This is a genomic window from Nitrospirota bacterium (assembly GCA_040752355.1).
In the GTDB taxonomy this organism is placed as follows: Bacteria; Nitrospirota; Thermodesulfovibrionia; order Thermodesulfovibrionales; family Dissulfurispiraceae; genus JBFMCP01.
This window is the reverse complement of sequence record JBFMHE010000006.1, coordinates 67139-93988: the sequence shown is the minus strand read 5'-3', so window position 1 is coordinate 93988 and position 26850 is coordinate 67139. Positions and strand designations below refer to the sequence as shown.

At 61.1% G+C, this 26850-nt stretch carries 22 protein-coding genes, 1 tRNA gene and 1 pseudogene; 8 read left to right on the top strand and 16 right to left on the bottom strand.

All coding sequences use genetic code 11. The annotated features are described in order from the left end of the window. Positions 1-182 precede the first annotated feature (182 nt). Positions 183-507 (bottom strand): annotated as a pseudogene (locus AB1805_06080) (integrase core domain-containing protein). 147 nt (positions 508-654) lie between these two features. Between AB1805_06080 and AB1805_06075 the strand changes: the two are divergent. The 3 genes from AB1805_06075 to AB1805_06065 all read left to right on the top strand — a co-directional run bounded on the left by AB1805_06075 (position 655) and on the right by AB1805_06065 (position 1407). Next, positions 655-739 (top strand) — tRNA-Leu (locus AB1805_06075). Beyond that, positions 706-921, top strand: a complete 216-nt coding sequence (locus tag AB1805_06070) for a S41 family peptidase (protein MEW5744986.1) — start codon at positions 706-708, stop codon at positions 919-921. The genes AB1805_06075 and AB1805_06070 overlap by 34 nt, the downstream gene beginning before the upstream one ends. A gap of 171 nt (positions 922-1092) precedes the next feature. After that, positions 1093-1407 carry a hypothetical protein gene (locus AB1805_06065; GenBank protein ID MEW5744985.1) on the top strand — a complete coding sequence of 105 codons (315 nt, stop codon included), beginning with the start codon at positions 1093-1095 and terminating at the stop codon, positions 1405-1407. Positions 1408-1886: 479 nt separating this feature from the next. Here the strand turns inward: AB1805_06065 and hpnI are convergent, their stop codons facing one another. Continuing rightward, a complete protein-coding gene (hpnI, locus tag AB1805_06060) occupies positions 1887-3050 on the bottom strand; it encodes a bacteriohopanetetrol glucosamine biosynthesis glycosyltransferase HpnI (GenBank protein MEW5744984.1) in 1164 nt (387 codons plus the stop codon). Positions 3051-3423: 373 nt separating this feature from the next. Between hpnI and AB1805_06055 the strand changes: the two genes are divergently transcribed. After that, complete coding sequence (locus AB1805_06055) at positions 3424-4290, top strand: hypothetical protein (GenBank protein MEW5744983.1); 867 nt, start codon at positions 3424-3426, stop codon at positions 4288-4290. Here the strand turns inward: AB1805_06055 and AB1805_06050 are convergent. From AB1805_06050 to AB1805_06005, 10 genes are all read right to left on the bottom strand, one after another. Continuing rightward, positions 4245-5135 (bottom strand): carotenoid biosynthesis protein, encoded by an 891-nt coding sequence (locus tag AB1805_06050; GenBank protein ID MEW5744982.1) that lies wholly within the window; start codon positions 5133-5135, stop codon positions 4245-4247. The two genes, AB1805_06055 and AB1805_06050, sit on opposite strands and share 46 nt — an antisense overlap. Then, a complete protein-coding gene (hpnH, locus tag AB1805_06045; protein MEW5744981.1) occupies positions 5111-6130 on the bottom strand; it encodes an adenosyl-hopene transferase HpnH in 1020 nt (339 codons plus the stop codon). Before hpnH ends, AB1805_06050 begins: the two co-directional genes overlap by 25 nt. After that, positions 6127-6927 carry a DUF116 domain-containing protein gene (locus AB1805_06040; GenBank protein MEW5744980.1) on the bottom strand — a complete coding sequence of 267 codons (801 nt, stop codon included), beginning with the start codon at positions 6925-6927 and terminating at the stop codon, positions 6127-6129. The genes hpnH and AB1805_06040 overlap by 4 nt, the downstream gene beginning before the upstream one ends. Before the next feature lie 34 nt (positions 6928-6961). Then, positions 6962-7978 (bottom strand): hopanoid-associated sugar epimerase, encoded by a 1017-nt coding sequence (hpnA, locus tag AB1805_06035; GenBank protein MEW5744979.1) that lies wholly within the window; start codon positions 7976-7978, stop codon positions 6962-6964. Continuing rightward, positions 7975-9996, bottom strand: coding sequence for a squalene--hopene cyclase (gene shc, locus AB1805_06030; protein ID MEW5744978.1), 2022 nt, complete (start codon positions 9994-9996; stop codon positions 7975-7977). The genes hpnA and shc overlap by 4 nt, the downstream gene beginning before the upstream one ends. A 68-nt stretch (positions 9997-10064) precedes the next feature. Next, complete coding sequence (locus AB1805_06025) at positions 10065-10550, bottom strand: DMT family transporter (GenBank protein ID MEW5744977.1); 486 nt, start codon at positions 10548-10550, stop codon at positions 10065-10067. Further along, on the bottom strand, positions 10535-11428 hold the full coding sequence (locus AB1805_06020; protein MEW5744976.1) for a ChbG/HpnK family deacetylase: 894 nt from the start codon (positions 11426-11428) through the stop codon (positions 10535-10537). The genes AB1805_06025 and AB1805_06020 overlap by 16 nt, the downstream gene beginning before the upstream one ends. Next, complete coding sequence (locus AB1805_06015) at positions 11410-12471, bottom strand: radical SAM protein (protein ID MEW5744975.1); 1062 nt, start codon at positions 12469-12471, stop codon at positions 11410-11412. The genes AB1805_06020 and AB1805_06015 overlap by 19 nt, the downstream gene beginning before the upstream one ends. Before the next feature lie 68 nt (positions 12472-12539). Beyond that, positions 12540-13967, bottom strand: coding sequence for a hopanoid biosynthesis associated radical SAM protein HpnJ (gene hpnJ / locus AB1805_06010; GenBank protein ID MEW5744974.1), 1428 nt, complete (start codon positions 13965-13967; stop codon positions 12540-12542). A gap of 182 nt (positions 13968-14149) precedes the next feature. Then, positions 14150-16801 (bottom strand): MMPL family transporter, encoded by a 2652-nt coding sequence (locus tag AB1805_06005; GenBank protein MEW5744973.1) that lies wholly within the window; start codon positions 16799-16801, stop codon positions 14150-14152. Between the two features lie 175 nt (positions 16802-16976). Here AB1805_06005 and AB1805_06000 point away from each other — a divergent pair, with 175 nt between their 5' ends. Further along, entirely contained in the window at positions 16977-17633 is a 657-nt protein-coding gene (locus tag AB1805_06000) for an ABC transporter substrate-binding protein (GenBank protein ID MEW5744972.1), read from the top strand. A 114-nt stretch (positions 17634-17747) separates the two neighbouring features. After that, on the top strand, positions 17748-18515 hold the full coding sequence (locus AB1805_05995) for a VacJ family lipoprotein (protein ID MEW5744971.1): 768 nt from the start codon (positions 17748-17750) through the stop codon (positions 18513-18515). 35 nt (positions 18516-18550) lie between these two features. On the opposite strand, the gene AB1805_05990 is transcribed toward AB1805_05995, so the two are convergent. Next, complete coding sequence (locus tag AB1805_05990) at positions 18551-19105, bottom strand: NUDIX domain-containing protein (GenBank protein ID MEW5744970.1); 555 nt, start codon at positions 19103-19105, stop codon at positions 18551-18553. A 193-nt stretch (positions 19106-19298) separates the two neighbouring features. Between AB1805_05990 and AB1805_05985 the strand changes: the two genes are divergently transcribed. Beyond that, a complete protein-coding gene (locus AB1805_05985; GenBank protein ID MEW5744969.1) occupies positions 19299-21023 on the top strand; it encodes a 2-oxoacid:acceptor oxidoreductase subunit alpha in 1725 nt (574 codons plus the stop codon). Next, the gene (locus AB1805_05980) at positions 21001-21852 is read left to right on the top strand and encodes a 2-oxoacid:ferredoxin oxidoreductase subunit beta (GenBank protein ID MEW5744968.1); all 852 of its coding nucleotides are present in this window, start codon (positions 21001-21003) and stop codon (positions 21850-21852) included. The genes AB1805_05985 and AB1805_05980 overlap by 23 nt, the downstream gene beginning before the upstream one ends. A 134-nt stretch (positions 21853-21986) precedes the next feature. Here AB1805_05980 and AB1805_05975 read toward each other — a convergent pair whose 3' ends face one another. The 3 genes from AB1805_05975 to AB1805_05965 form a co-directional block, all read right to left on the bottom strand. Then, positions 21987-22598, bottom strand: a complete 612-nt coding sequence (locus AB1805_05975) for a PEP-CTERM sorting domain-containing protein (GenBank protein ID MEW5744967.1) — start codon at positions 22596-22598, stop codon at positions 21987-21989. Positions 22599-22759: 161 nt separating this feature from the next. After that, positions 22760-24904, bottom strand: coding sequence for a cadherin-like domain-containing protein (locus AB1805_05970; protein MEW5744966.1), 2145 nt, complete (start codon positions 24902-24904; stop codon positions 22760-22762). A 42-nt stretch (positions 24905-24946) separates the two neighbouring features. Beyond that, positions 24947-26824: a cytochrome D1 domain-containing protein gene (locus AB1805_05965; protein ID MEW5744965.1), complete on the bottom strand. Its 1878-nt coding sequence runs from the start codon at positions 26822-26824 to the stop codon at positions 24947-24949. Positions 26825-26850 lie beyond the last annotated feature (26 nt).

The window sequence follows — 26850 nt, the reverse complement described above, 5'->3', positions numbered from 1 at the left end:
AGAAAGGAAGTCAACAAAAGCGGCGGCTGTCTGTCAAGCCAAAATAGAAATGTCCGGTTTTATGCAGCTGCTTTCTGAGGCCGTTTCCTCAACTTCTGGCGCTCAAACATTCTCTTGTTACTATCCCTCCAGGGATGATCAGGTGTAATTGTCAAGACTTGATCTGACAACTCCTTTGGAAATTATGCTGCCGACTGTAAGCTGGCCAGCATTTTCTCCTTCGCCCAAGGCAAAGAATCTTTAAACGTTTGCAGCGGGGTCTTGCCATAGCAGTATTTGCCGCTATGAGTCCTCTGCTCGTTATATTCGGCTATCCATGTTGTCCAGATCCTTCTGAAGCTCCTCGAGCGAGAAGTACACCTTTTTCCTGAACGCCACCCTGTAGAACTCATCAAGTATCGTTCTGTGGAATCTCTCGCAGATTCCGTTGCTCTGCGGCGACCGTGCTTTCGTCTTGCTGTGGTCGATGTCTTCTACCGCAAGATACAGCTGATATTCGTGATGTTCCCGGTTGCCGCAGGAGTTAACCGGGACGGTTCTCTTTAATTACCGGGTGGAAAATAAAACCGTCCCGGCTCTTCGTTCATACAGTTTAGTCACAGTAGGAGGGTAAATGTTTGACCACGCCTCTGAATATCCTTTACAATCAATGAAGCGAGAGTGGCGGAATTGGCAGACGCGCTGGACTTAGGATCCAGTGGAGCAATCCGTAGGGGTTCAACTCCCCTCTCTCGCACCACTTTCAGCGCCTCTGCTGTTCAGCATTGTCCGTTCAAAACATCCCCTCTTTCAGTCCCGAGATCGGAGGCTCTCGTGCTCGATCTCCGCGATAGCCCCGGCGGACTGTTCGATCAGGCTATCGATAGAAGCGATCAATTCATGAGGAAGGGGGCCCTTGTGGCGACCCTCGGGGGAAGGTAATACGTCTTGGGGGTATATCACAGGCGGAGCAATTTTCCCCCTTGCAAACGGTTGCGATCGATGGTAAATACAGATAAAGAGGTTGTTGCAGCGCTTTCGGTGAGAGGGCGATTCGCACTCGCTGTCGCGCAGTAATCCGTTGCTGTCTTCGGTTCCGGAGGGGGAACAGCAATGAAGAGTCTCGACCGCCACTACGGGCAGTTCGCTCCCCGGATAGCCGAAACACTCATGAGGTGCGAGGGCGACCCCGCCTATCTCGAAAGGCTCCTCAACCGGTTCAAGAAGGCGGAAGTTCTTCCCCGGGCGATGCTGTACAAGGCGCTCATCGACAAAAACAGCAGAGTGGTCGATATGATCGAGGCGCTTTTCAACAAGGAGCTGACCCTGGCCTTGCTGCAATACTCGTCTCTGAGAGAGGCACGGGCGAGCGCCGCGGAGATAGAGCGTGAGCTGGCCCTGTGGCAGCAGGTGTGGGAGGAGCAGTAAGCTGTTTCCTAACAGTTGTTGATAACCTGTTCCTAAATCGTTTTTCACTTCACCCGGAAACCCTTTATTTGCGCGGCCCGCTCCGTTTCTGCCTATTTTTTAGGCAGAACGAATTTAGTTAAATCAATGACATTGATGAGTTGCAAGATTTTTCCTCTTGTCAAGAGAACGTTTATCTATATTTTTTAGAATATAAAACAAGAGGATCAGCTGAGCTCGAGGTGCAGGTTGAGATTTCTGCACACTACAGGCCCTTTTGGGCTCGGTCATTCTCCCGGCGTCCGGCAGCGCATCCTCCGCACGGAACGGGGGGGGGGGGCCATTTGACAGACGACCACGATGCCGGTTATAGTACAGCGACGGGCACCGGCTTGGGCAGTCACCTCCCCCCAGATTGTCCTCGCCGTGCTGCTCGTCTTATTTTTCCCCTTCATTTCCGTGTATCAAGGCAGATACCCTGAGCCGTTCTCTGTATGGGCTCAGCGCCGTTCGGGGAGCGGCTCGATCAATCCATCCTTTACTACGCGGAACGTCGCTCCTCTCCAGCGAACCGTATTCCCCCAGAGGCTCCGGAACCAGATGCCGAAGCTCAGTATATCCTTCAGCGGAATGAGCGGAAGCCACCGCAGCCATCGCTGAGCGCGGATGATGCGCCGATAGACCGCAAACGCCGTAAGCAGTCTCAGCGCCAGGGTCCCGCCGAACAGCAAGAGCGCGCGAGGCGTCGGCCCCTCGACCGCGAGGAGCAGGAGGGCGAGGGGGACGATATAGGTGACGCCGTACCCCCAGTAACCCTTCGGCCTGCACGCCCGGTAGGTGCGCGCCCATCTGAGCTGATGGGTGACATGATCGTCAATGCGCATCGGGCCCGCAATGTCTTCGAGCACGTACTTCGAGAGGACGACGGCGTACCCCTTTTTCGATAAGCGGTTGCCGATCTGGTAGTCGTCGGCGAGGTGGTTGGCGATGGCCGGGAAGCCCCCGACCTCCTCGAGGGCCTGCTTCGAGAGGAGCATCGAAGCGCCCAGGCCGAAGGTGACCCCTTCCATGCGTTCTACCGCGAGCACGGCGGGTATGAAATCGAGGGCGAGCGTGAGCGACTCGAGAGCGGCGCCGGGGGTGCGGGGATCGGAAATCTTGTAGAGTGAAGTTACCAGCCCGACGTTGCTCCCGCGCCGGCGGCCGGCCCGGTATTCTTCAATGATCCGCCGAAGGTACGTACGCTCTGCTCTCATGTCGCTGTCGCTGATCGCCAGGAGCGGATACTGCGCCGCCTCTGCGAGGCCCTGCAGGTTGGATACTTTGCGGTTCGTTCCGAGAGTCCCGGAGCTTACGACAACGCGGAGCATGCATTCCGGAGAGCGCGCGTGCTCTCGTGCAACGGGCAGGCCGCTGTCATCGGGGTCGGTAAATCCGAGGAGCACTTCGTATTCGGGATAGTCCTGATCGCAGAAGCTCCTTATGTTCTTCTCCAGCTCCGGGTCCGTGCCGCAGAGGGGCTTCAGCAGGGATACTGCGGGAAGCGCGGTGTCCTCTTCCTGCGCGGTGATCCCGGGCCCGAAGAAAGAGACGATGCAGAAGAGCGAAAAGAGCTGGTAAAGGCTCCCGCCTGCAATGAGCAGCACCAGAATAGTCTCGATCATACTTAAATCACAGCAGAAATCAGGGACAAATGCAATGAAGCACTTGCATTAACTACTTGGGTGTAATTATAAGGTGGTGGCAAGCATCTCACTCAATGTGGTGCCGGGGAAGAGGGCAGGGGCTCCGCTCAGACGGGAGATTTCTACGGCTCTAAGCTCATTACGCTGCCGCAGCACAACTCGGTCGCACCGACCTCAGACAGGTGCTGCAGCCTAACGCTCCATTTCGCTAAGAGCCGTCACGAAATACTCCCGATTTGCTCCTCCCCTACCCCCTTCCCCTCCTCCGCCTTGCCTCCCTCTTGTCACCTTTTTATTACACCCCTACTGCATTAGGTTGTGGCCCTGTGGAGATTGAGCTGCTATAATTTTTATGACGTGCTCGTTTGCCGATGGACCGTTATTCAGCGCCGAGCGTGCCGGGAAGATGAAGATAGCCCTGTTTGCCGCATTCCCCCAGGAGATCGCGCAGATAAAAAGAAAGACCGCTGCGGTGAGGCTGCGCGCGAAGGCGCCTCCTTTTACGCTGTATTCCGGTTCCTGCGCTGCTCATGAGCTCATCATAGTCCGGACCGGCATGGGAGTGCGCAATGCCGAAGCCGCAGTAGAGCAGGTCTGCAATGCGTATGCGCCCGGATGCCTCGTCTCGATAGGGTTCGGCGGCGCTCTGCGGCCCGGGCTTTCGACCGGCGATCTCGTCATCGCGCGGAGCGTCTCCCTTCTCGTGGCGGGCGCTCCCGGGATGCCGATGATACCAATGATAAAAGATACGCTCCAGCTCCCCGATGCAGGGGGAGCGGTCCGCTGCATTGCCCGCATGCTCGATGCCAGCGAGGGCAGCATTATCACCATCGGCGAGAGGATGACGAAGGCTGCTCTCGCGCCGCATATACCGAAAGATCTCCCCCATCCCGTATGCGATATGGAGACCTATCCCCTGGCCCGCTATGCCGTGAACAAGGATATCCCCTTCCTGGCGGTGCGGGCGGTTACCGACAGCGCGGAGGAAGATATTCCCCCCGAGCTCTTTGCGGTAACGGACGAGCAGGGCGTATACCGGTCCTCCCGCGCCCTCCGCAGGCTCCTGCTGAACCCCCGGCTCATTCCCTGCAGCATAAGAATGGGGCGTAACGCGCGGACCGCCTCGATGCAGCTCTGGCGCGCGGTGCAGGCCCTGAGCGGGATGCGGCAGTCCTACTGCGAGCCGGGGACTGCAGCCTCGGGGAAGTCCCTGAGGTGAGCCTTCAGCGCTTCATCGTTCGCTCCGTGCAGGTACTTCATCCTGACGAGCCGGACGAGCAGCACCGCCGGCATCAGTATGATGAAGATCCCTACCCACCCGAGCGTATAGTCTTCAATCGCAAAGGTGACCGCCAGGTTGAAGAGCAGCACGCTGCCGTAGAGAGCGGGCCCGATGAGATAGCGCCAGGGATAGGCGTAGCCGGCGCAATCAGGCGCGTTCCTCCGGTAGAGAAACGCGTCGATCCGCTGGAGGGCGCAGATCATGAGGAACCCGACAATGAACCAGCCGATGAAGTTCGAGATCGGCACGCCGAAATAGACACCCTGCTCCGGGTAGCCGTAGATCTGGCCGAGGAACCAGCGGCTCCCCTGCAGGGCGACAGGGTCGATGATGATATCGAGATAGACGAAGAAGAGCGCGCCGAGGAGGCGTACGGAGAGCCCGCTCCTGAGCGCCCTCGTCTCGAGGAGGTACGGGAGCTTGCGAACGAGGATGACCGGGGCGGTCACGAGCAGCGCCATGGAGTAGCTCGCATAGGCGAGGAACACATAGCTCGCCGAATCCATGAGCGGCACCCCGAGGACCCAGAGCTCCTGTCCCCTGGTCGTCTCGATGTAGAAGTAATCGCCGTAGGGGATGCCGGTATGGATGGACGAGAGCTCCGAAAGCCAGGCGATGCCGTAGCCGATCAGGCCGAAGAGCAGCGCCCGCTTCATGCCGAGGTGGAGCGAGCAGCCGAGGAGATAGACAATGAAAAAGGCGGCCACGTAGGGCCGCAGGAAGAGCGTGCCGGCGAGCAGCGAGACGACCCGGTCGATCATTGCGGCCGCTGCATATTCCATCGGGCGAGCCTGAGCAGCACCCTCGGATCGGAGAAGGCGAGCCGCGTCACCGTCGCCTCATACCCGCTGTGCACCATGCAGTCGCGGCAGCGGGGATCGTTGCCCGTCCCGTAGCGGTCCCACGCCGTCTTTTCCATCATCTCGCCGAACGAGCGGTAGTACCCGTCCGTGATCAGGTAGCAGGGGGATTTCCAGCCGAGGGGGTTGCGGGTAGGGTTGCCCCAGGGAGTGCAGCGGAGCTCCCGTCTCCCCTGCAGAAATTCCATGTATACGGGCGAGTTCATGATGGGCGTCTCCGCGAGCAGACGGGCCATCATGCCGAAGCGCTCGACCGCCTCCTCCCTGCTCAGGAAGATGTCGTCCTCGACACGCTCGTAGCTGAAGGCCGGCGCAACGAGGATCCCGTCGACACGGAGCCTCTTGAGCAGGGCGAAGAGCCGCTCCAGATCGGCAGGGTCGGTCGTCTTGTACACCGAGGTGTTGGTGCTCACCCTGAAGCCCTTCTGTTTCGCCTTCTGGATGACGAGGAGGGCGCTCCTGAAGGCGCCCTCCCTGTTCGTGACGCGGTCGTGGGTCTTTTCCATGCCGTCGAGGTGGATATTCAGGGTCAGCCGCGGATGAGGGGCGAAGACATCGATAAAGGACCCGGCGAGTATGCCGTTGGTGCAGAGATAGACATGCCGCTTCATGCGCAGGAGCTCGCTCACCAGGGGCACGAGCCGGGGGTAGAGCAGCGGCTCTCCTCCGGTGACGGTCACTACCGGTGTGGCCGAGGCGACCGCTGCGTCGATGCACTCCTCGAGCGATAGATCGGCCGAGAGACCGGCGGCCTGCTCTTCCTGGTGGAGCCGTATCCGGTCGCAGCCCGCGCAGGCGAGATTGCAGCGGTGCGTGGGCTCGAGCATGAGCACCAGGGGAAAGCGCTTCCTGCCCGCGAGGGCGTTGCGCACGAAGCAGCGGGTGAGGGCGCTATGGAGACTCGCCGGAAACCTCATCGAACCTCTTCTCTGTGGGAAATGACCTGCAGCGCCTCATCCAGCACTTCACGGGAGACGAGCGTGTTCTTGCAGGGGCCTTCAGGTCTTTTGTTCGGCACGGCGAGGACGGGTATCTTCTCCGCCACGTCCTTCAGTCCGCTCATCAGGTCCCGCTCGCAGGCGAGGGCGAGGATGAGGGTGGGCCGGTGTTTGGCGATCGCCGCTCTCGCTTCCTCTCCTCCTCCCGCGGTGACGATCTCTGCGCTGCTGCCGCCGAACCGCTCCAGGATATGACCCCTCGTCTCTCTGCTGAGGCAGCGCGGGAGCAGGACCAGCAGCCGCTCGGTACTCACTGCCCCGCGGTTGCTCGCGAGGAGCGAGTTGTGCGCCTTGATGAATGAGCTGCCCACCCTATCCCTGCTGATACCGAGCTTGCCGCCGAGCCAGACGGCCCCGGGAAGAAGGGCGAGCAGCAGCCGCTCTGTCCAGCGGTAGGGAAGCAGGGACCTCCTGAAGACCGTGAAAGCGATCCCCTCGGCTGCCGCCATGAAGAAGACGACACCGATCACGGCCAGGACAGACCACTCGATTACTGCCGAGAGGGACGGGCTCAGCTGTACCACCCTCGGCTTTATCAAATACCATCCTGCCGGAATGAGGGCGAGCGTGACGAGCAGTATGCAGAGGGCGAGGACGAAGAAGGTGGAGAGGCGCTCGTCGATGCCCTGCTCCCCTCCGCTGCTGCCGTCCCAGTCGGACCACTCGTCACCGAGCTTTCTGTCGTGTCTTCTCTCCGGCTTCGTTTCTTTTGCCATAAGCGTCTCCGTGGGGACCGGGTTCCGGCGGGAATCATCCCGCGCTCCGTCTCTTGACGACCATCCCCGCGTAGCCGTTTTCCCGGAACCAGGCCACCGCTCGTTCGACCGCCTGCTCGACCGGCGTCTGCGGCATGTCCAGTTCCTGCACGGCTTTCGAGCAGTCGAAATACATATAGCGCCGCGCCATTTTTACGCCGGTCAGCGGGATCGCGGGGTGCCTGCCGGTAACGGTATTCGCCAGCGCCTCGCTCACATAGGCGGCGAGGAGCACCGGGACATAGGGCAGCCGTATGCGGGGGGCCCTCCGCCGCGTCACTCCCGCCAGTATCTCGAAGAACTCCCTGAGCGAAAGGTTCCTGTTGCCGAGGATATAGCGCTCGCCTATCCTTCCCCTGCACGCCGCGAGCCAATGGCCCATAGCCACATCCGCGACATCGACGAAGTTCATCCCGGTGTCGAGGTAGGCGGGGATCTTCCCGTTGAGGAAGTCGACGATGATCTTTCCCGTGGGCGTGGGCTTGCGGTCCATCGGGCCTATGGGTGTCGACGGATTCACGATCACTGCCGGGAGACCCGCCTCGATAAAGCGATAGACCTCCTCTTCGGCGCGGTGCTTCGAGCGTTTGTAATGGCCCACCATGGCATCTGCCGGAATGCGCTGCTCCTCGTTCGCAATGCTGCCGTCGACGCTCGTCTTCAGCACGCCCACGGTGCTCGTATAGACCACCCGCTCGACACCCTCAACGAACGCGGCCTGGAGGGCGTTCCGGGTCCCGCCGACGTTGATATCGTACATCGTTTCGGGATCAGGGACCCAGAGCCGGTAGTCGGCAGCGAGATGAAAAAGGCAGCGGCATCCTTTCACCGCACGCTGCAGTGAATGGAGGTCCCGCACGTCGCCGATGACGGGCTCGACGCCCAGGGCCGCGAGCGGGACGGCGCTGCTGCCCCTGCGCACCAGCGCCCGTACGGCGAGGCCCTGCTCCCTGAGCAGCTTCGCCACATGGAAGCCGACGAACCCCGTTGCCCCGGTCACCAGCGCTCTCATGGGGCCGTGCCCCCCTTGAAGAAGGAGAGTAATTTCCCGAGCGCCATGAGCGGGAAGCAGTTGCGGTAATTGTGGTAGCGGATCATGAAATACTTCGGGAATCCCGTGCCGGTAAAGTGCTCCTCCTCCCAGGTCCCGTCGGCGCGCTGCCGGTCGAGGAGGTACTGAACGCCGCGGGTCGCTTCATTGCAGGCGGCTTCGCCGGCAGCGATGAGCGCAAGGAGCGCCCAGGCGGTCTGCGAAGGGGTGCTCGACCCGATGCACTTGAGGGTCGCATCGCCGTACGACTCGCAGCACTCTCCCCACCCGCCGTCGGTATTCTGGTTCGCCTTGAGCCACCGGACCGCCCTCCTGATATAGGGCTGCGTCATGTCTTCGCCGATCGAGGCGAGGCCAGCCAGCACGGTGCTCGTCCCGTAAAGGTAGTTGACTCCCCACCGTCCCCACCACGAACCGTCGGCGTCCTGCTCTCTCTTGAGAAAGGCTATCGCGCTCTGCACCGCAGCGTGCGAAGAAGGGTACCCTATCATGCCGAGGAGCTCGAGCACCCTTCCGGTGAGGTCGGCGGTGCTCGGGTCGATCATCGCCTCCAGGTCGCCGAAGGGCAGCTGGTTGAGTATGCGCATCGTGTTGTCCGCATCGAAGGCGCCCCATCCGCCGTCTTTCCCCTGCATGCCGAGGAGCCACCGGACCCCGCGCTCGAGCGCCTCCCGGTCGACGGCGGAAGTATCCGCATACCGGGTGAGGAACATGAGCACCGCGGCGGTGTCGTCGACATCGGGGTACCGGCAGTTGTCGAACTCGAAGGCCCACCCGCCGGGTTCGAGATCGGGTCTCTTGATGCTCCAGTCCCCTCTCTCCCCGATCTGGCGCGCGGCGAGCCACCGGCAGGCGCGCATGAGCACGGCGTCATCCCGCTCCATGCCCGAAGAGAGGAGCGCCAGCCCGGTGAGCGCCGTATCCCATACCGGCGATATGCACGACTGGAGCACCAGTTCGTCCTCCTTATCGATAGTGAACCGCTCGAGCGCTTCGAGCCCTCTTCTGACCGCCTCGTGCGAGGGATCGTAGTCGAGGACGGCGAGGGCGAGCAGGGCGTTCACCATCGCCGGCTGTATGCCGCCCCAGTCTCCTGTCGGGTCCTGGTGGTCGAGTATCCATCGCTCGATCACGCTCAAGGCCTTTCTCCGGAGGGGTCTCACCGGCGCGCGCTCCATCATCTTCACGGCACGGTCGAGGAGGATGAAGAACCCCTTCCACGAGAACGATGAAAAGCGCTGGGCCGCCAGTGCAGGGCTCCGGTGCTGATCGCGGTAGAGCTCGCGCACCTGGCTCGCTTCGGGAATCGGCTTTACGGGCCTCTGTTCCAGGACGACCGAGAGCGGCACAATGGTGGAGCGCGCCCAGCTCGAGAAGCTGTAGATGTTGAACGGAAACCAGCCGGGCAGCAGTATGAGCTCGACCGGAATGGAGGGGATCGCCTTCCATTCGAACTGGCCGAAGAGGGCGAGGAATATCTTCGTGAAGACCCGTGACGCCTCGACCCCTCCTGCATCGAGGATGAACGAGCGCGCTTTGCGCAGGAGCGGGTCGTCGGCGGAATAGCCGGCGAGCTTCAGCGCGAAGTAGGCCTCGATGGTCGTGCTGAGGTCCCCCCTGCCGCCTGCGTGAATGGACCAGGTGCCGTCCGGCCGCTGCCGGTTCAGGACATGCCGTGCCATCTTTTGCTCGCGGTGCTCGTTTCTGACTCCGAGAAAGCGGAGGAGCATGAGGTATTCGGCGGTTATGGTGACGTTGGATTCGAGCTCGTACCACCAGTAGCCGTCCGGGTGCTGTTCCCTTACGTAGTAGGAACGAGTCTTCTGTACCGCTTCCGTTGCTCTCTTCATGAGCTCCCTGAGACCCGGCTTGAGGAAGGTGACGGCAGGATGATTGCGCCGGGCCTGCCGGCCGATGTCAGGCGGAATGAGCGGCCGGACTACGGGCTCCTTTCTCTTTCTCTTTGCGAGCATACCCATGGGAAAACCTCTCTGGCGTTGTCGGCTGCCGTTATCAGGCGTGTAGTGGAGAAAAGAAGGGCGTCGTATCAGAGATTTCCCTCCTTTCCGGGCGAGCGGTGCGTCGCCGTTACGTCTGCAGCAGGAGGAGCGTCGCGATGCTTTATCAGGCGGCTCACCTCGGTCCGCTGCTTGTTGTCGAGGGCGATCAGGGTGATGCCGATGATGATGACGGCGGTCCCTGCCCACCGGAACCACGAGACCTCCTCTCCCAGCAGATACTTGGCGATCAGCGTGGCGAAGAGATAGGAGAGCGACGTAAGGGGCATGACGAAGCTGAGGTCCGCCCAGGAGAGGGCGGTAAGATAAAGGAAGAAAAAGATAGCCGTGAAGACGACCCCTGCGAAGATATAGGGATTGCGGACTACCGAAAGGACGAGCGTCACCAGGTGTGACGGGTTCGCCAGGTCGATCTGTCCGCTCTTCCTCATGCCGTAACTGAGGAGGACCTCGCCGATCGAGGTGCTCAGCGCCGCGAAGAAAATGACGATCAATGTCTTCACCTTTGGGTCCATTGATTTCCTGTTGCCACGGAAGCAGGCAGCGCTCCGAAAAGTGATTCATAATGGCCGAGCTCGATACCGGCAGCATCGATGCGGTGACGGACTTCCGGCGATATGAGCGCCTCGAGCTCCTTCCGGCCCCCGGGCGTCGCCTCGTCGGGATGGACAAAGAGCTCGCAGGGAGAAGAGGACATGCTCCTCACGACCGCGAACAGGTACGCCTTGTCGACCGCGCCGGTGCGGGAGAGACCATAGACGGTGCAGGCGCTCCGGAGCCCGTACCTCCGGGCAGCCCGTGCGTTGCCGGGGGCGAGCATGGCGAAGGCGCCCCATTCGAGAAAGGGCATGATCCCGCGCGAGGGCGACCTCCATTTCGAGAGCATCGATGCAGGCTCTGCCGGGATCCGGATCCACCGCACCCCGCGCTCTGCCGCCAGCCTGCAGACGAGGGCGAAGAGGCGGGGCTGCATATGCAGATGATGGTGGCTGTCGACATGCTCAGGCGTGATGCCCGCCGCTTCGAGACGGTCGAATTGCGCAGCTATCTCTGCTTCGATCTGTGCATCGGTGTCACGATACAGGCAGCGCAGCCAGGCTACGGCCGGATTCCGTTCGAAGCAGCCGTCCGGATCGACCAGGCCCGGAATCCTCCGACGGGGCAGCACGGCGCGGCCGTCGCAGAGCGTGAGATGGAGCCCGACGGAGAGCGTCTCCCGGTTGCGGACGAGATCGACCGCCTCCTCGAACGCCGCTCCGCCCGCCATGATGCTTGCTGCGGTGACGATGCCCCGGTCATGCGCTGCGGCGATGGCGCGGTTCACCGGGGACGAGCGTCCGAGATCGTCGGCAACGACTACGAGATACTTTCGTGCTACAGGCGCCGTATCCATGTAAACTCCTCGATGACGGCGCGGAGCGACCCGAACGTGCTCCTGTTCAGGAGCGCCTGCGCTGCTGCCCCCGGCCGGAAGGCCCTCAGCGACAGATACGCGTCATGGAGCGCTATGCCGACCTGGTGCATAACGCTCGAGTCGCGATAGCAGTCGATCATGCACCGCGTGCATCCGTCGCGCACACACTGGGAACCGTCGAAGTCGAAGACCGAGCAGAGCGGGTTTCCCCCGTTGTGGCAGCGCCAGAGATCGAGGTTCCAATCGAGGTAGAAGTATTTGTAGCCCGCGAGGCAGGGGTAGCGCTGCGGCTCCTTCCGGACGAAGCGCTGCATCTCTTCGAGGGAGGGGGTAGGGTTCACCACGGCAAAGCGCTTCTTGAGACGCTTCACCGCCTCGAATGCCTCGATCAGTTCATCGTCACGGTAGCTCACCAGCTCCGAAGGGGCGTACCCCCGGAAGCTCGACGCCAGGTGCTCGAGAGGATAGGAGAAGGTGACCGAAGAGAAGCCGAGGGAGCGGAGGAACGCCGGGACGGCGTCATAGTCCACCAGGCGGCTCATCGTCACCGATGCAGTAGAGCTCATCCTCCACCTCTTGATGAGCCCGTTCGCCTCGCCGATCTTCCGGCAGACCCCCGGAAGCCCGCGGTTTGTTTCGTGCGCCTCCTCATCCATTGCGTCGATGGATATGATGAAGCCGGAGAGTCCTGCCCCGGCGAGCGCCTGTATGCGCTGTTCGGTGAGGAGCGCGCCGTTGGTGACGAGCAGCACCCTCATGCCCCGCACTGCCGCATGCCCGACGATCCCTTCGAGATGGGGATGGAGGAGCGGCTCGCCGCCCGTGATCACGAGGTAGCGGATGCCCCTGCGGCTGAGGATATCGATCGCCGCAGCCGCGGCTTCGGGGGCTGCGTAGGAGCGCTCCCCGACGGACAGCGCATCGCGGGCGAAGCTGCAGAAGGCGCAGCGCGCATTGCAGGCATCGGTGATCGCGAACTGGCAGAATCCGGGTCCCCCTTCCTCGAGCACCAGCCGGAGCATTCCGCGTCTCCCTGGTACAGGGGAAGAATATCCTGCAGCAGCGGGGGCGGCCTGCATCTCCTGCGGTATCATGGTGTCGGGACCGCCTCTTTGCGTTTGGCCATAAAGGAAAAGAACTCTCTGCCCTCCCTGACCCGGCGGCTGAACTCATCCCGGTCCCTGAGCATATCCTTCACGATCCTGAGGATAGGGCGCGGTCTGAGGTAAAAGCGGCGGTAGAAGCGTTCGACCGTCTCGAAGATCGTTTCACGGGACAGGCCGCTGTACGCGATCGCAGCGTTCTGGATGCCGTCCGTTACCAGGCCGCTGCCTTCCTGTACGAGCCAGCCCTCCCGCACCGCCTGCGCGTAGAGCTCGGTGCCGGGATAGGGTGCAACGAGCGAGACCTGGATGCTGTAGGGGTCGAGCTCGAGGGCGAAACGCATCGTCTCTTCCATGGTCTCCGGGGTCTCGCCGGGCAGGCCGAGAATGAAGGTGCCGTGAACGAGGATGCCCAACTCTTTTGTCGCCTTGACGAATGCGCGGGCCTGATCGAGGCGGACGCCTTTCCTGACGTTGTTCAATATCTTCTGGTTGCCCGACTCGAACCCCACCACCAGCAGGCGCAGACCGGCCTCTTTCATCTTCCTGAGCGTCTCCTTCGGCACCGTGGCCCGCGCATTGCACGACCACGCAATACCGAGGGGTTTTATTTTTTGTGCTATCGTTTCAGCTCGAGAGGGAGTATCGGTGAAGGTGTCGTCGTCGAAAAAGAACTCTTTCACCTGAGGGAAGAGCCGCTTCGCCGTGACGAGCTCTTCATGGACGTTCTCCGCGCTCCTCACGCGATAGGCATGCCCCGCAATGGTCTGGGGCCAGAGGCAGTAGGTGCAGCGGGAGCGGCATCCCCGGCCCGTATAAAAAGAGATATACGGGTGCTTGAGGTAGCCGATAGCGTAGTTGTCGATCGCCAGGTCGCGGGCGTACACTTCGGTCACGAAGGGAAGCGCATCGAGCTCCTCGATCGGCGGCCTGCCGGGAGTGCGGCGGATGCCGCCGCCTGCCCTGAAGGCGATCCCGGCTACCTTGTCGAAAGGGATGCCCTGCGCGATCTCGGCAACCGCGTAGTCGAACTCTCCGGTGGTTACGAAGTCGATGGCCTTCGAGAGCGCGAGCGTCTCGCGGGGCAGCACCATGGTATGGGGGCCGACGAGGCCGATGACGATTCCCGGGTAATGCTCTTTCAGCAGCTCGGCCGTGCGCGCATCGTTCATCACCGTCGGCGTGCTCGTGTTCATGACGACCAGGTCATAGTCCCGTGCCCGGCGGACCACTTCATCGACACCGATATCCTCCGGAGGCGCGTCGATGAGGCGGCTCCCGGGAATAAGTCCCGCCGGATAGGCGAGCCAGGTGGGATACCAGAACGAGCGAATCTCGCGGCGCGCCTGGTACCGTGAGCCTGCTCCGCCGTCGAACCCTCCATACGAGGGTGGGTTGAGGAGCAACGTACGCATTGGTTACCTTCCAAAGAGAATTACGGTGTCGGTGAGAAGTCAGGAAATAACTGCCTAAAGGAGCTGTAAAATACGAGCCTGCCCGTCAATAATTCCAATTATAGCAACCCCCTGTTTTTTTGCAAGAAGAACAGAAGATGCCGTAATGCGTGACGCATAACCGCATAACGACTATCTATTCATCACGCATTACGGCCTTTCCCGAAGAGCTTGAGCAGGGCGGGGAGGAGCAGGAGAGAGCTCAGCACCAGGAAGGCGTTGCAGAGGGTGAGGAGTATGCCGAGGCTCGCTATGCCCCGGTGCGGCAGGAAGGCGAGGATGCCGAAGCTTGCGACGGTGTCGAGCGTGCTGAAGAGCACGGCGCGCGAGGTGCTCGTCCTGAGCATGTTGCCGTCCGCAGGCGGCTCTGTCCGGTAACGGTGGACGAAGTGTATGCCGTTCGTGACGCCGATGCCGAGGAGGAGCGGCACCACGATGACATTCGCGAAGTTCAGCGGCACGCTGAAAATGACGGATGCCGCTGCGGTCATGAGCAGCGCGAGCACGAGCGGCGAGAGGATGAGCAGCGTCGCCGTGACACTCCGCATTTGGATGAGCAGGAACGCCGTAATAGCCAGCAGGGCGTAGAGGGATGCCTGACGAAAGGATGCAACGACTACGCGGCCCGACTCCAGGATGGTGACCGGGGAGCCGGTAGCCCCGGGAGCAACGGTCTGCACCGCAGCCACAAAGCGTTGAAGTGCCCGGATATCCGTAAGGTCTCCCCGAGGGAAGACCTGGATCCGGTACCGTCCGTCTGCGGTCACGGAGCGATCCACCAGCTCCCGGGGGAGGTCATTCAGAGAGACCTCGGCAGCCTGGAGCGAGCGGTCGAGCCTGGAGAGGAGCATAGGCAGTGTGGAGAGCAGCCGATCCGAGAGCGCGGTAAAGGCCTGTTCTCCCTGCGGCGTATTCTTCGCAAAGGCCTTGAACCGGTCTATGCGCTCGAGCAGCCGTCGGGCGCTCGGTGCGAGCTGAGGGGAGGAAGAAGAGAGATGCCTCAACGCCTCCTCAAACGACGCGAGAGCTTCGAGGGTTTCGGCATAGCCCCGGTGCCGGATCGCGATCCCTTCGGGAACCGGCGGCATGAAGAGCGCCATGTCGGCGATGACGCCGAGCTTTTCGGACTGGTTATCGGGCACGAAATCGAAAACGGTGACCGCCGATCCGACTTCGTCGAGCCGCTCCAGACGTCGGGCCAGCTCCCGGGTCTCCTCCGCTCCTTCCACGAGGACCGAGGCGGTCCAGGGCGCTGTTGCGGGATCTTTAAAGAGCGCCTTTGCTGTTGTCACGGATTCCGACGCCGGGTTATAGAGATTCAACGGATTATAGTCGAAGGAGAGGCGGGGCAGCAGGGCAGCGGCCCCTGCTCCGATAACGAGCGCCCCTATGATGACGGCCCCGGTGTGCCGGTAGGGCAGCATCATCACCTTCTCCTCGAGGGGCAGGGGTGCTCCCTCTCTCTCGGCATGCTTTCCCCGCCTCACGGGCAGAAGGGTGAGTATCGCCGGCAGGATCGTGAAGTTTGCAAGGAAACTGATGAACATGCCGGTGCCGGATATGAGCCCCAGCTCCGAAGCGCCGGCATACGAGGTCGGGATGAACGAATAAAAACCGATAGCGGTCGTGAGGGACGCGAGCAGGAGGCTCATCCCGACTCCCCGTGCAGTGGTGGCGATCGCCTGTCTGTTCTCCACTCCCGCCTGGATGAGCTCCCGGTAGCGGAGGCAGAACTGGTAGCTGTAGTCGATGCCCAGCCCGATAAAGAGCACTGCGAAGGTTATGGAGATGAGATTCAGGCTGCCGACCGCTGCGATGGCGAACCCCATGGTGCAGATGAGGCCAGAGATGAGCGTCGCGAGGCTTGCGAGTATCAGGCGCCCCGAGCCCTTGAGGCCTATCGCCAGTATAGTGCCCGCGAGGACGAGGGAGAGAAAGGAGGCGCCTCCTACGCTCCGTTCGACCGTCATGAGATTCTCGTACGACAGGGCGACATCGCCGGTTATGCGCACTGTTACGCCCCGGCTCCCGTCGAGGCGGAGCTCGTGCGCCGCGCGCCGGATGGCTTCGAGGGGCTCCGCGCCTGCGGTGAGACTCGCCAGGTCGAGGCGGGGCTGGAGAATGATGAATTGGCGGCGCTGCTCGACCGCGGCCCTTTCACCGAGCATGAGCTCCTGCCAGGACAGGGAGTAAGGACGACTGCTCATCACGCCCTCGAACGCCGCACTCATCCGGTCGAAGAGGCTGCCGAGGGTCTCTTCAGGAAGCTCGACCTCCTCTGACCGGCTCACCGCGGTCTCGAGCACCGAGAAGAAGCCGTGCAGGCTCGGATCTTCCAGGAGCAGGGCGAGGAGCGGTTGCGCTGCAGCGAGATGGTCGGCTGTCTCCTGCAGGGCTCCTGTATCGAGGTACAGGAGACCGTTCCTCTCGAAGAAGGGGCCGCCTCCCGGCTCGTAGACATCCTTGAAGAGCTGCTGCTTCTCTCTCAGATGGGAGGCCAGCCGCTCCCGCGCCTGAACAGCACGCTCAGGCAGAGGCGCCTCGATCACCACGACGATCGTATCGGTATGTTTCGGGAGCGCCCGCTCGAGGTCCCTTTCGAGCTTCCGGAAAGGGAGATCTTCGGCGATCATCTGGTTGACATCGACCGTTATCCTGAAGTTCGCTGAGGAATAATAGATCGCCCCGGCAGTGACGAGCGCGGCGATGGCGAGGACCGCCGCAGCGCGGCGCTGCATGAGTGCGATCCACCACTCGAGGAGCCGCAATGAATGTTCCCTGTATCGGTCGAGCATTGCCGTTGTTTAGGGAGCCACGCGTCGCTGCCTGCCGCCGCTCTGCCAGGCGGCGCGTACCAAGCGCGGATTATCCGTTTAACAAAAGAAGCTTTCGGGGTATTATTAATAATGATAGCAGAAACGCATCACTGCTCAATGCCGGCACCGGACAGAGCCAAGGAGAGATAGCGTTATGAATCGAAGGGAGCGAAAGAAGAGCCCGATAGGAGCGACGGCAGCGCTCGTCCTCGCCGCTGTCTCCGCGCTCGTGCTGCTGCCGCTTCAGGCAGCGGCCCAGCAGGCCGATCCGGCATCGGTGATCAAACAGTTCAACGAGGCCCTCCTGAAGTCGATGAAGGGCGGTGACCGGCTCGGCTACCGGGGACGCTACGAGCTCCTCGCGCCGGTAATCAGGGACTCCTTCGCCCTCTCGTACACGGCACGTGCTGCCGCGGGGAGATACTGGGCGACCTTCAGCGAGGAGCAGCGGCAGCGGTATCTGAAGGCCTATACCGACTGGACCATCGCCACCTATGCCGGACGGTTCGACGAGTATGCCGGCGAGACCTTCACCATCGTCTCGGCAGCAGAGCCGCTCCGCGGCACCGTGACGGTGGTGAGCAGGCTCGGCGTACCGGACAAGCCGGGAAAGGACGAGGTGGCGTTCCACTATCAGCTCCGGAAGCTGGAGGGAGGATGGCGGATTGCCGATATCCGCATCGAAGGAGTGAGCCAGCTCGCCCTGACGCGTTCCCAATTCGTAAGCATTCTTAAGAAGAAAGGATTCGAGGGCCTCATGGAGACGCTCAGGAACAGGATCGAGAGGCTTGCCCGGGGCAGCGGGAAGTGACCGGGCGCCCTTGCGGGGCGGGGAGCTCTCGACGCTCATGGTCTTTCAATTTTCCGCGATAATGATGGTATACTCTTTACGATTTCATATGAACCTTGTAAGAGGAGAGGGAATATGCGTGTGAAGAACGTTTTCGGGGCGGTGTGTATTGCGGTCGTGCTGCTCGTGCCTTGTGCCTCACCGGCGCAGACCCCTGCGGGCGAGGCGATCAAAGGGGTCGAGACCCCGGCGGACGGGCTCGGCGACGATCTGTTTGAAGAGGAAGCGGTAGAGGAGGCGGCCATTGCCGATCCCCTCGAGCCGTGGAACCGCCTGATGTACCACTTCAATGACCGTCTCTACTTCTGGGTGTTGAAACCGGTCTCCCGCGGGTACAATGCCGTCGTCCCCGAGCAGGCCCGTGTCTCGGTCAGGAACTTTTTCGATAACATCACCATGCCGATACGCTTCGTCAACTCCCTTCTGCAGGGCAAGCCCAAGGCAGCAGGCAACGAGCTCGCCCGCTTCGGCATCAACTCGACCATCGGCATCGCCGGTCTCTTCGATGTCGCCAAGATGCACTATGATATCAACCCGCAGGAAGAGGACCTGGGCCAGACCTTCGGCGCCTACGGGGTGGGCGGCGGCATCTATATCGTGTGGCCGTTCCTCGGACCGTCGACGCTGAGGGACACCGTAGGACGGGTAGGCGACGGCTTTCTGAACCCGGTCACCTACATTACTCCTTTCGAGTCGCAGCTCGCTGTCCGTTCCTACGATCAGGTCAACAGGACATCGCTGCAGCTCGGCGAATATGAAGACCTGAAGGAAGCGGCCCTCGAGCCTTATGTGGCCATAAAGGACGCCTATATCGAATACCGGAAGGCGCAGATCAAGAAATAGTTCCTCCTGTTGCACGGCCTCCGGCCCGGGCGGGCTCAGGGTGCGGCAACAGGCCAGACCTGCCGCTGCTGCCGCATATGGTCGAGGGCCAAGATAAGCCACGGGGTGTATTCTTCGCTCGCACGATCGATAACGATGCTGCGCGGATCGATCGTCCTGAGCTCGGCAATCTCGCTGCTGTCCGGAAGCAGCTGCTCCTCGTCGATGTCGGTGACGAGGGTGACGGCGCAGATCTCGTGCTCGGTGCCCGCATCCCTGTATCCTGCCTTGTACCGGAATTTGAACAGGTACCGTATGCTGTCGGCGACGAGGCCTGTTTCTTCGATCAGCCGGCGCCGCGATGCCAGCAGATAATCTTCCCCCCTGAGCACATGGCTCGCGACGGTCCCGTCCCAGAAGCCGGGCCAGAGCCGCTTCCGAGCGCTCCTGCGGGCGAGAACGAGCTCTCCCCTGTCTGTGAAGAGCATGGCGAGGAACCCGCGGTGGAGGATGCCGTCGCCGTCGTGGCAGCGCTCCTTGTCCTCCTCGCCGATACAGTTATCGTGCTCATCGACGATCAGAATGTTCTGTGCAGGCGGAATATTGTGCATAGGCTCTCCTGGTAAGCAGCGTTGAGGTCCGGATGGAAGGCAAAGGTGCAATTTACTTATAGTATAAAGCCATTCATCCCGGCGTGCTATCGAAAATTAGAGTGCTTAGCACACCGGGCAGGGGGGTTGCGGGGTCTTCTTGCATGATTTATACTTTTTATAAAAATGGAGAGGGGACCGCACGGAGGCGATCATGGATTATTCTATAAAGATAGGCGGCGAGGCCGGGCAGGGGATACAGACCATAGGCGATTCGCTCTCCCGGGTCTTTTCCCGGAGCGGCTATCATGTCCTGACCCACCAGGATTACGAGTCGCGCATCAGGGGGGGCCATAATTTCTATCTCATACGCTTCAGCGACGCGCCCGTAACCGCGGTGCGGAACGCCATCGACATCGTCATCGCTCTCGATAACGACAGCGTGGTCTTCCACGGGAAGGAGCTGGTGGAGAACGGTCTGATCATCTACGACTCGGCCACCCTCAAGCGGACCTACGAGGGGCCGCAGTTCCTGGACATTCCGTTCGTCAGGCTCGCTGTCGAGCACGGCGGCAGCAAGATCATGGAAAATACCGTCGCTACCGGAGCGGTGCTCGGCATGCTCGGCATCGAGCTCGATATCCTCAAGGAGATCATCGGAGAGGTCTTCGAGAAAAAGGGGTCGAGCGTCATCGAGGCGAACATCAAGTCCGCCCAGGCAGGCCACGACTTTGCGGTGAGAGAGTGTCCCGCCTGCTCCTTTTCCGCAGCGCCCCGTTCCCGGCCGAAGATGCTGGTGGCGGGGAACGACGCGCTCGGGTTCGGCGCCATCGCCGCGGGATGCAAGTTCTATTCAGCGTATCCCATGACCCCTTCGACAGGGATCATGACCTACATTACCGGCAAACAGAAAGAGTACGGCATCATCGTCGAACAGGCCGAGGACGAGATCGCGGCGATCAATATGGCGCTCGGGGCGTCCTATGCAGGAGTGCGGTCGATGACCGGCACCTCGGGCGGCGGCTTCGCGCTCATGGTCGAGGGGGTATCCCTGGCCGGGATGATCGAGATGCCGGTGGTGATCGCCCTGGGGCAGCGGCCGGGGCCTGCAACAGGCTTCCCGACGAGGACCGAGCAGGGCGAGCTGCTCTTTGCCCTGCATGCCGGACACGGCGAGTTCCCCCGCGTGCTGCTTGCGCCGGGCACGCCGGAGCAGGCCTTCTCCCTGGCCGGCAAGGCCTTCGACCTGGCGGAGAAATACCAGATCCCGGTGATCATCCTTACGGACCAGTACCTCGCGGACTCGCAGTGGACCTTCGACGGCTTCGACCTCGGGAAGATAGGGTATGTCGATTACCGGCTGCGCGGTGAAGAGTTCGCCAAGCGTGCGGAGTACAAGCGGTTCGCGTATACCGAGACCGGCGTATCTCCCCTGGCCGTGCCCGGAGACGCGCGGCATGTCGTCTCCGTAGACAGCGATGAGCATGACGAGGAGGGGCATATCGTGGAGGACGCGGAGACCAGGATCAGGATGGTGCAGAAGCGGATGCTCAAGAAGCTGCCGCTCATCAGGCAGGAGATCGCGCCGCCGCTCTTCTACGGCAGCGCTCATCCCGAGCTGGTGCTCGTGGGCTGGGGCTCGATGTACGGGGTGATGCGGGAGACGGTGGACCTGCTCGCAAAGGAGATCGATATCGCCATGCTCCACTTCAGCGAGATCGCTCCGTTTCCGACGACCGACGCCTTCGATTATCTCAGCGTGCTGCGCAACGCCCGCCGCGCCGTCTGCATCGAGCAGAACGCCCTCGGCCAGTTCGCGCTCCTCATGAAGATGGAGACGGGGTACGAATTCAAGGAGAAGATCAACCGTTACGACGGCAGACCGTTCACTATAGAAGACCTCATAGGAGAACTGCATGTCCACCCTGCAAGAGTATAAAGGCCGCACCCCGGCGTGGTGTCCGGGCTGCGGCAACTTTCCGATTCTCAAGACCTTCAAGGAGGCGATGGTAGAGCTGGGGATGGAGCCGCACCAGTTCGTCATCGTCTCGGGTATCGGGCAGGCAGGCAAGTTCCCCCACTACCTGAACTGCAATACCTTCAATACGCTCCATGGCAGGACGCTGCCCACGGCGCAGGCGATGAAGCTCGCGAACCATGACCTGCATGTCTTCGCCGTTGCGGGCGACGGCGACTGCTACGGCGAGGGCGGGAACCACTTCCTGCACGCGCTGCGGCGGAATATCGGCGTCAAGCTCTTCGTGCACGACAACCAGATCTACGGGCTCACCAAGGGGCAGGGGTCGCCCACGAGTATGGAAGGGATGGTGACGAAGAATCAGCCCTTCGGCATTCTTTCGGAGCAGCTCAACCCGGTCGCTCTCGCTGTCGCCCTCGACTGCAGCTTTGTGGCACGGAGCTTTGCGGGAGACACCGAACACCTGAAGAGCATGGTGAAGGAAGCGGTCCGGCATAACGGCTTCGCGCTCGTCGATATCCTGCAGCCCTGCGTCACGTTCAACAAGCTCAACACCTTCCAGTGGTATAGAGAGCGGGCGTATCACCTCAGCCCCGATTACAACCCCGGGGACAGGGCACAGGCCTTTGCAAAGGCCCTCGAATGGGGAGACCGCATTCCCCTCGGCGTGATCTACAGGAACGACCGGCAGCCCTTCGAGGAGAAGCTGCCGATGCTCAAGGACGGGCCTCTCGTCAAGCAGCCCCTCCATCGAGAAAAACTCGAGGCGACCCTCAAGGCGTTCTACTGACAGCACGGGCTTCCAGAGGCGCAAGCCGTCGAATGCCCCCTCGCCGAATAAAGTATTGGTAAGCGAAGGGGAGGGCTCCTCCTGAAAGAAGATGCCCTCCCCCCGTTTCCCGGTTCAGAGATGGGCGGACCGTGCTAATTCACTTTCAGCTTTCTTCTCATCACGATTACCCCTGCGATACCTGCACCGAGGAGCAGGAAGGTAGAGGGCTCGGGAACTACATTGTCCGGCGTCCCGTAGGTGAGATTGTCGAGAGCGAATTCGCCTTGTTCACCTATGGCGAATCTGATAGCGGCGAACCCTACCAGTGCTCCTGAATAGTCAAATAGGCCCTCTGAAAAGCTCAGGAGCGGGCTTGTGTTGACGTCGATGGTGCTGAGCTCCAGGAGGTTCGGGTCGAAGAGTATAACGCTGAAGCCGGGGGTCAATGCCTCCAGAGAAGTCTGTGCAACGCCGAACCGGAGCGTCGGTGTAGGATTGGCGGCAAAATCAAGCGTCAGCACGCCGTCACCATCTCCTACCAGGGCAGCGTTTTGAATGTAGGTCAAGGGGAAAGGGACGGGAACATTGTAGTTTGCTGACGGAGATGGGTTTGCCGACTGAAAGCCGAAAGTAACTCCTTGAACAGTCAGACCATCTGCCGGCTGAAACGGTGCTTCATCAAACGTCAGCGTTGTCAGCGCAGCCCATGCGGTACAAGGGACTATCGCCAGTGCTATCGCCAGAAGTAAGATCATTTTCCTCATGTCGTTTCATCTCCTTTCATGATGGGCTGTGTCCACTCGTCTTGCCAAGAGCCGGGGACAGTCCCTATTCTACGACCTCCGCTCCGCTGCGGTCCGTAAATTGGGACAGTCCCCTCCACCTTTTTATGCAGATCTCCTGGGACCTGCAGGCCCGGAATCGTTTAGAACCGTACCCGTAACGGGAACCCTTCCGATCGGGCGCCGCTGCTCGATTGAGCGCTCACGGTGCGGATACTGCCGGGGTTGATCCCTGTCTGCCTGAGTATCCATGTGCCGTCGGCCAGCACGGTGGCTGTACCGATCACCGGGCCTCCCACGGTGGGACCGAGATAGATCGTGATGGTGTTGCCGGTTCCCACGCCCAGAGGCGCGCTGGTCCCTTCAACTCTCCACTCGCTCCCGGTAATCCTGAATTCGGCCCTTGTGATGGCGATGGATTCAGGGGCATTGACGGTTATCGTCACCGTCGCCGCGAGCGCTGACAGGGCGCCGAGGCTGTCCTGTGCGCGGTAGGTAAAGCTGTCGGTGCCGCTGAAGCCTGCAGTGGGGGTGTACGTAAACGAACCGTTGGCATTCAGGGTCAGCGAGCCGTTGGACACGCCGGTTACCAGAACTGCGGTGAGCGGCAGGTTCCCGTCAGGGTCGCTATCGTTGCCGAGCACTCCGGGAGCCGGGACATTCAGCACAGTATTTGCGTTGACGATATACGCATCGTTCGCCGCCGTCGGCGGAGTGTTTACCACCTGGTTGACCGTGATCGTCACGGTTGCCGCAGGGGACAATGCGCCGAGGCTGTCGCGCGCGTTGTAGGTGAAGCTGTCCGTTCCCGCAAAATTGAGATTCGGCGCGTACGTGAAGGAGCCGTTGGCATTCAGCGTCAACGAACCGTTTGAAGGGCCGGTCACCAGGACGGCGGTAAGCGGAAGGTTGTTGTCGGGATCGGTATCGTTGCCGAGCACGCCCGGAGCCGCTACGGTAAGGGTTGCGTTTGCATTGACCGAATAAGCGTCAGCCGTTGCAACGGGTGGAATATTCCCTGAAGCCCCTGCCACGATCGTGACCGGCTCGGTATCAGACCCTCCTTGGGGTGAGGTGACGGTAACGCTTGAAGGCGGAATCGGGAGCGTGAAGGTCGCGGCGCCGCCGTTTGAAACAGCGCCGATGCTCTCGACAATCAGTGTGGCAACGTTCTGATCGCTCGACGCTGCCGCTATCGTCAGCACCCCTGAGCCGCTGTCGAAGTCGGCCTGAGAGATGGAAACGACATCGCTTAAGGAGCTCTGGACGGTAGAGGTGAGCCTGCCTGTCATCGACGCCGTCACTTCAATCAATGACGGCAGTAACGAAGCGGTGAAGCTGCCGAAAAAGCTCTCGTTGCTCCCTTGCATTGAAGCCTGGGGGCTGCCGACAAGACCTGCTGCAAGTGAAGCTCCGCTGAGAGAGTTCGCCCATGCATCGACTATGATGTTGCCGCCTGTCCTGCGGTAGGTTGCGCGGTCGATCGTTACCGGAGTGCCCCTGAACACTCTCCCCTGCAGATTGAAGTCGGTCGTCTCCACGGCAGCGAATCCTGCGGGGCCCTCGACGCGGAAGAAATTCGTATTGAAGGGGCTGCCGGTAACATTTGTAGGCGTGTTGGGATCGGCGACATAGAACTTTCCGGGAATGAGCTCTACGTAGGGAAGCGGAGCTCCGCCCGGCGCTGCCGACGCTTTGAGGAAGGGGCCGATATCGCTGATGAGCGCGCCGGTGAAGTCTCCGGGCGTAGTGATGCCGATATCCCTGGTAAAGTTGATGGCGCGGTTGCCCGCCTCCTCGGCGGTGACGGTAAAGGTTTCGACGCCGAAAGGATGAGTTACGGTGTAAGTCCCGACCGCGTCAGTATCGATCCGGATGCGGACCCTGCCGAAGCTCACCTGGTCTCCTGCCGCCGGCGCCCCGTTGAGGAACGCCGCTTCGAGCGCCAGTACCAGGTCTGCCGAATTGCCGTTGCCCAGGTCGATCGTGGCGCCGGCCGACCACCAGAACGCCTCTTCAGGGAAGTTGTTCGGGAACGATACGGGCGCATTCGGATCGGGAATATCTGCGGGGAGCAGCAGACAGTACCCGTTCTGGAGCTCGGGGCCCGGAGACGGCAGACAGAGCTCGAACGCGTCGTTGTTGCGATCAGAGTACCACGCCGGGAAGAACCCCGTACTTTGCGAGACAGGCCCTACCGCCTTCAATACGGCGTAGGACGGCGGGCCGGCCATGACGATAAGCAGTCCGACCAGCAGCGTGATGAGCGCTCTTGTTTTCGTTCTCATGTGCTTTCTCCTTTTTCTGAACCTCTCAAAACTCCTGCCGTTTCATTTATCTGCTGCCTGCAGCACCAGATGCTCCATGCGGTTGAATCCTGCTTTTAATGAAGGGCTCGATAAGAATACGTAATACACGCCTTGACGGGGGAGACTGAGCTGCGTTTCGTAAATGCCTCCGCCCACGGGCTTTGCCTGGTACCGCTGCTGCCACTGGCCCGACGCAAGGGATGCAAGGACAATGAGGTCGCCGACGCCGTCCTTCGGTTCATTGCTCACGGCATCCGTCAGTCTGAACTGCAGCCCGACCTTTTCGCCGGGGCGTATTTTCGTCTCCCTGGTGAGGAACTCTACCTTGAGAAGCCCTTTATCGTGCTTGTTCGACAGCCGGTGACCGGGAGGTACGGTGAGCTCAAAGCATTCGACAACCTTTGGGGTATCGATGAAAAAGGCGACCTGGTAGGCGCCGCTTTCCGGGAGCCTTATTCCGGCCGTGTAAGTACCGTCGCCTTTTTCCCGGAGGCCCCTGTCCACCACCCTTACCGCCCTGGGCGATCGGCCGTAGTTCTTGAAGGTTCCCATGGGCGCCTGCATGTCTTCCCGGTAGTAATACGTGAGCGTGTCGGCAGGATTGGTGATCAGCATGACGTCTCCTTCAGGCGCAGGGAAGAGGGCAGGGGCGAGTGAATAAGAGGGAGATGCCTGCGGAGCGCTCTGCCCGATCGGTATCCTGAGAGCGGCGCGCGGGGCGTTCGTGTCCAGGTCAGACAGGTGAATAAGCGTGATGTCCCCGGTCCCTTGCGAGCGGATATAGGCGGCCTTGCCGGTAAATGCTACCTGATACGGAGCAGCCCCGGTCCCTACTGAATGGACTGCCCTGTTGCTCATCGCATCGATGATATGTACGAGGTCCTTCTTCGCATTCACTGCAAAACCCCAGCGTCCGTCGGGACTGAAGCGCAGCGCAGCGATTCCGGGCGCTGTTCCGAACCGCGCGGTGATCTCGTGTCTCTGAGCATCGATGACCGTGATGACGCCATCATCTTCGCTGGCGGCATAGACCGCTCCGCTTGCCTGAGAAAAGGCTATGGCGACAGGTACCCCTCCGGTCTCGATGTCTTTTATCTTTCTTAATAACTGCGTATCGATGACCGAGACGGTCCTGTCCTTGTCGCTCGTGACGAAGACATAGCGACTGTTTTCGGAGAACGCCATGTCATGATGTCCTGCGCCGGTCGGAATGCGGGCGGCAACAGTGAGCCTTTCCGCATCGATTGCCACGACACCGCTTTCATCTCTATCTCCTGCGTTATTGCCGATCCACACATATGCTCCGTCAGGCTGCAGGGCGATGCGGCCAGGTGCGCTCCCTGCGTCGATATTTTTGAGCACCTTGAATGTTCCCGTATCCACGACCGCGACTTTGCGGACCGACGGCATGGTGACGAAGAGCTTCCCCCTGTCGCTGTCCGCAGCCCAGTCTTCGCCGGGCGCATCGAGGGTGACCATTGCATAGAGCTGCGTGATGCCCTTGACGCCGTTCATCGGGTCTATGACGGAGAGGGAGGCGTCGCTGTTCATCGTGAGGATGAAGTAGCCGCCCAGGTCGATATCGGGACGGGCGCCCAGCCGCCGCTGAAGGTGTGCGCCGACCCTGTCTTCACAGGCGAGACTGCCGGCGCTCCTTTCGCCCGGTCCATTCGTGCGGTCGATCCATACCATCGGCCTCAGCGAAGTCAAGGGCTCGCCGGTCCCGGTGTTCGTAATCCTGAAGCGCATGGTCGCATGGCCACCTTCACGAAGCTCTCCGGCATTGAGCGGTATTGCCGAGAACTCTATCCTGACCCCGTCGCTGTCAGCAAATGAGTCGGCGGCTATACATGCGAAGAGGCAGAAAAGAATAATGAAAACGACGCTATTGTTTCTCACCTTGCAGAAGCTCCTCCCTTCCGGAT

Coding starts and splice junctions, on each gene's coding strand:
- AB1805_06065 (MEW5744985.1), top strand. CDS start 1,093: ATGAAGAGTCTCGACCGCCACTACGGGCAGTTCGCTCCCCGGATAGCC.
- hpnI (MEW5744984.1), bottom strand. CDS start 3,050: ATGATCGAGACTATTCTGGTGCTGCTCATTGCAGGCGGGAGCCTTTAC.
- AB1805_06055 (MEW5744983.1), top strand. CDS start 3,424: ATGACGTGCTCGTTTGCCGATGGACCGTTATTCAGCGCCGAGCGTGCC.
- AB1805_06050 (MEW5744982.1), bottom strand. CDS start 5,135: ATGGAATATGCAGCGGCCGCAATGATCGACCGGGTCGTCTCGCTGCTC.
- hpnH (MEW5744981.1), bottom strand. CDS start 6,130: ATGAGGTTTCCGGCGAGTCTCCATAGCGCCCTCACCCGCTGCTTCGTG.
- AB1805_06040 (MEW5744980.1), bottom strand. CDS start 6,927: ATGGCAAAAGAAACGAAGCCGGAGAGAAGACACGACAGAAAGCTCGGT.
- hpnA (MEW5744979.1), bottom strand. CDS start 7,978: ATGAGAGCGCTGGTGACCGGGGCAACGGGGTTCGTCGGCTTCCATGTG.
- shc (MEW5744978.1), bottom strand. CDS start 9,996: ATGGGTATGCTCGCAAAGAGAAAGAGAAAGGAGCCCGTAGTCCGGCCG.
- AB1805_06025 (MEW5744977.1), bottom strand. CDS start 10,550: ATGGACCCAAAGGTGAAGACATTGATCGTCATTTTCTTCGCGGCGCTG.
- AB1805_06020 (MEW5744976.1), bottom strand. CDS start 11,428: ATGGATACGGCGCCTGTAGCACGAAAGTATCTCGTAGTCGTTGCCGAC.
- AB1805_06015 (MEW5744975.1), bottom strand. CDS start 12,471: ATGCTCCGGCTGGTGCTCGAGGAAGGGGGACCCGGATTCTGCCAGTTC.
- hpnJ (MEW5744974.1), bottom strand. CDS start 13,967: ATGCGTACGTTGCTCCTCAACCCACCCTCGTATGGAGGGTTCGACGGC.
- AB1805_06005 (MEW5744973.1), bottom strand. CDS start 16,801: ATGCTCGACCGATACAGGGAACATTCATTGCGGCTCCTCGAGTGGTGG.
- AB1805_06000 (MEW5744972.1), top strand. CDS start 16,977: ATGAATCGAAGGGAGCGAAAGAAGAGCCCGATAGGAGCGACGGCAGCG.
- AB1805_05995 (MEW5744971.1), top strand. CDS start 17,748: ATGCGTGTGAAGAACGTTTTCGGGGCGGTGTGTATTGCGGTCGTGCTG.
- AB1805_05990 (MEW5744970.1), bottom strand. CDS start 19,105: ATGCACAATATTCCGCCTGCACAGAACATTCTGATCGTCGATGAGCAC.
- AB1805_05985 (MEW5744969.1), top strand. CDS start 19,299: ATGGATTATTCTATAAAGATAGGCGGCGAGGCCGGGCAGGGGATACAG.
- AB1805_05980 (MEW5744968.1), top strand. CDS start 21,001: ATGTCCACCCTGCAAGAGTATAAAGGCCGCACCCCGGCGTGGTGTCCG.
- AB1805_05975 (MEW5744967.1), bottom strand. CDS start 22,598: ATGAGGAAAATGATCTTACTTCTGGCGATAGCACTGGCGATAGTCCCT.
- AB1805_05970 (MEW5744966.1), bottom strand. CDS start 24,904: ATGAGAACGAAAACAAGAGCGCTCATCACGCTGCTGGTCGGACTGCTT.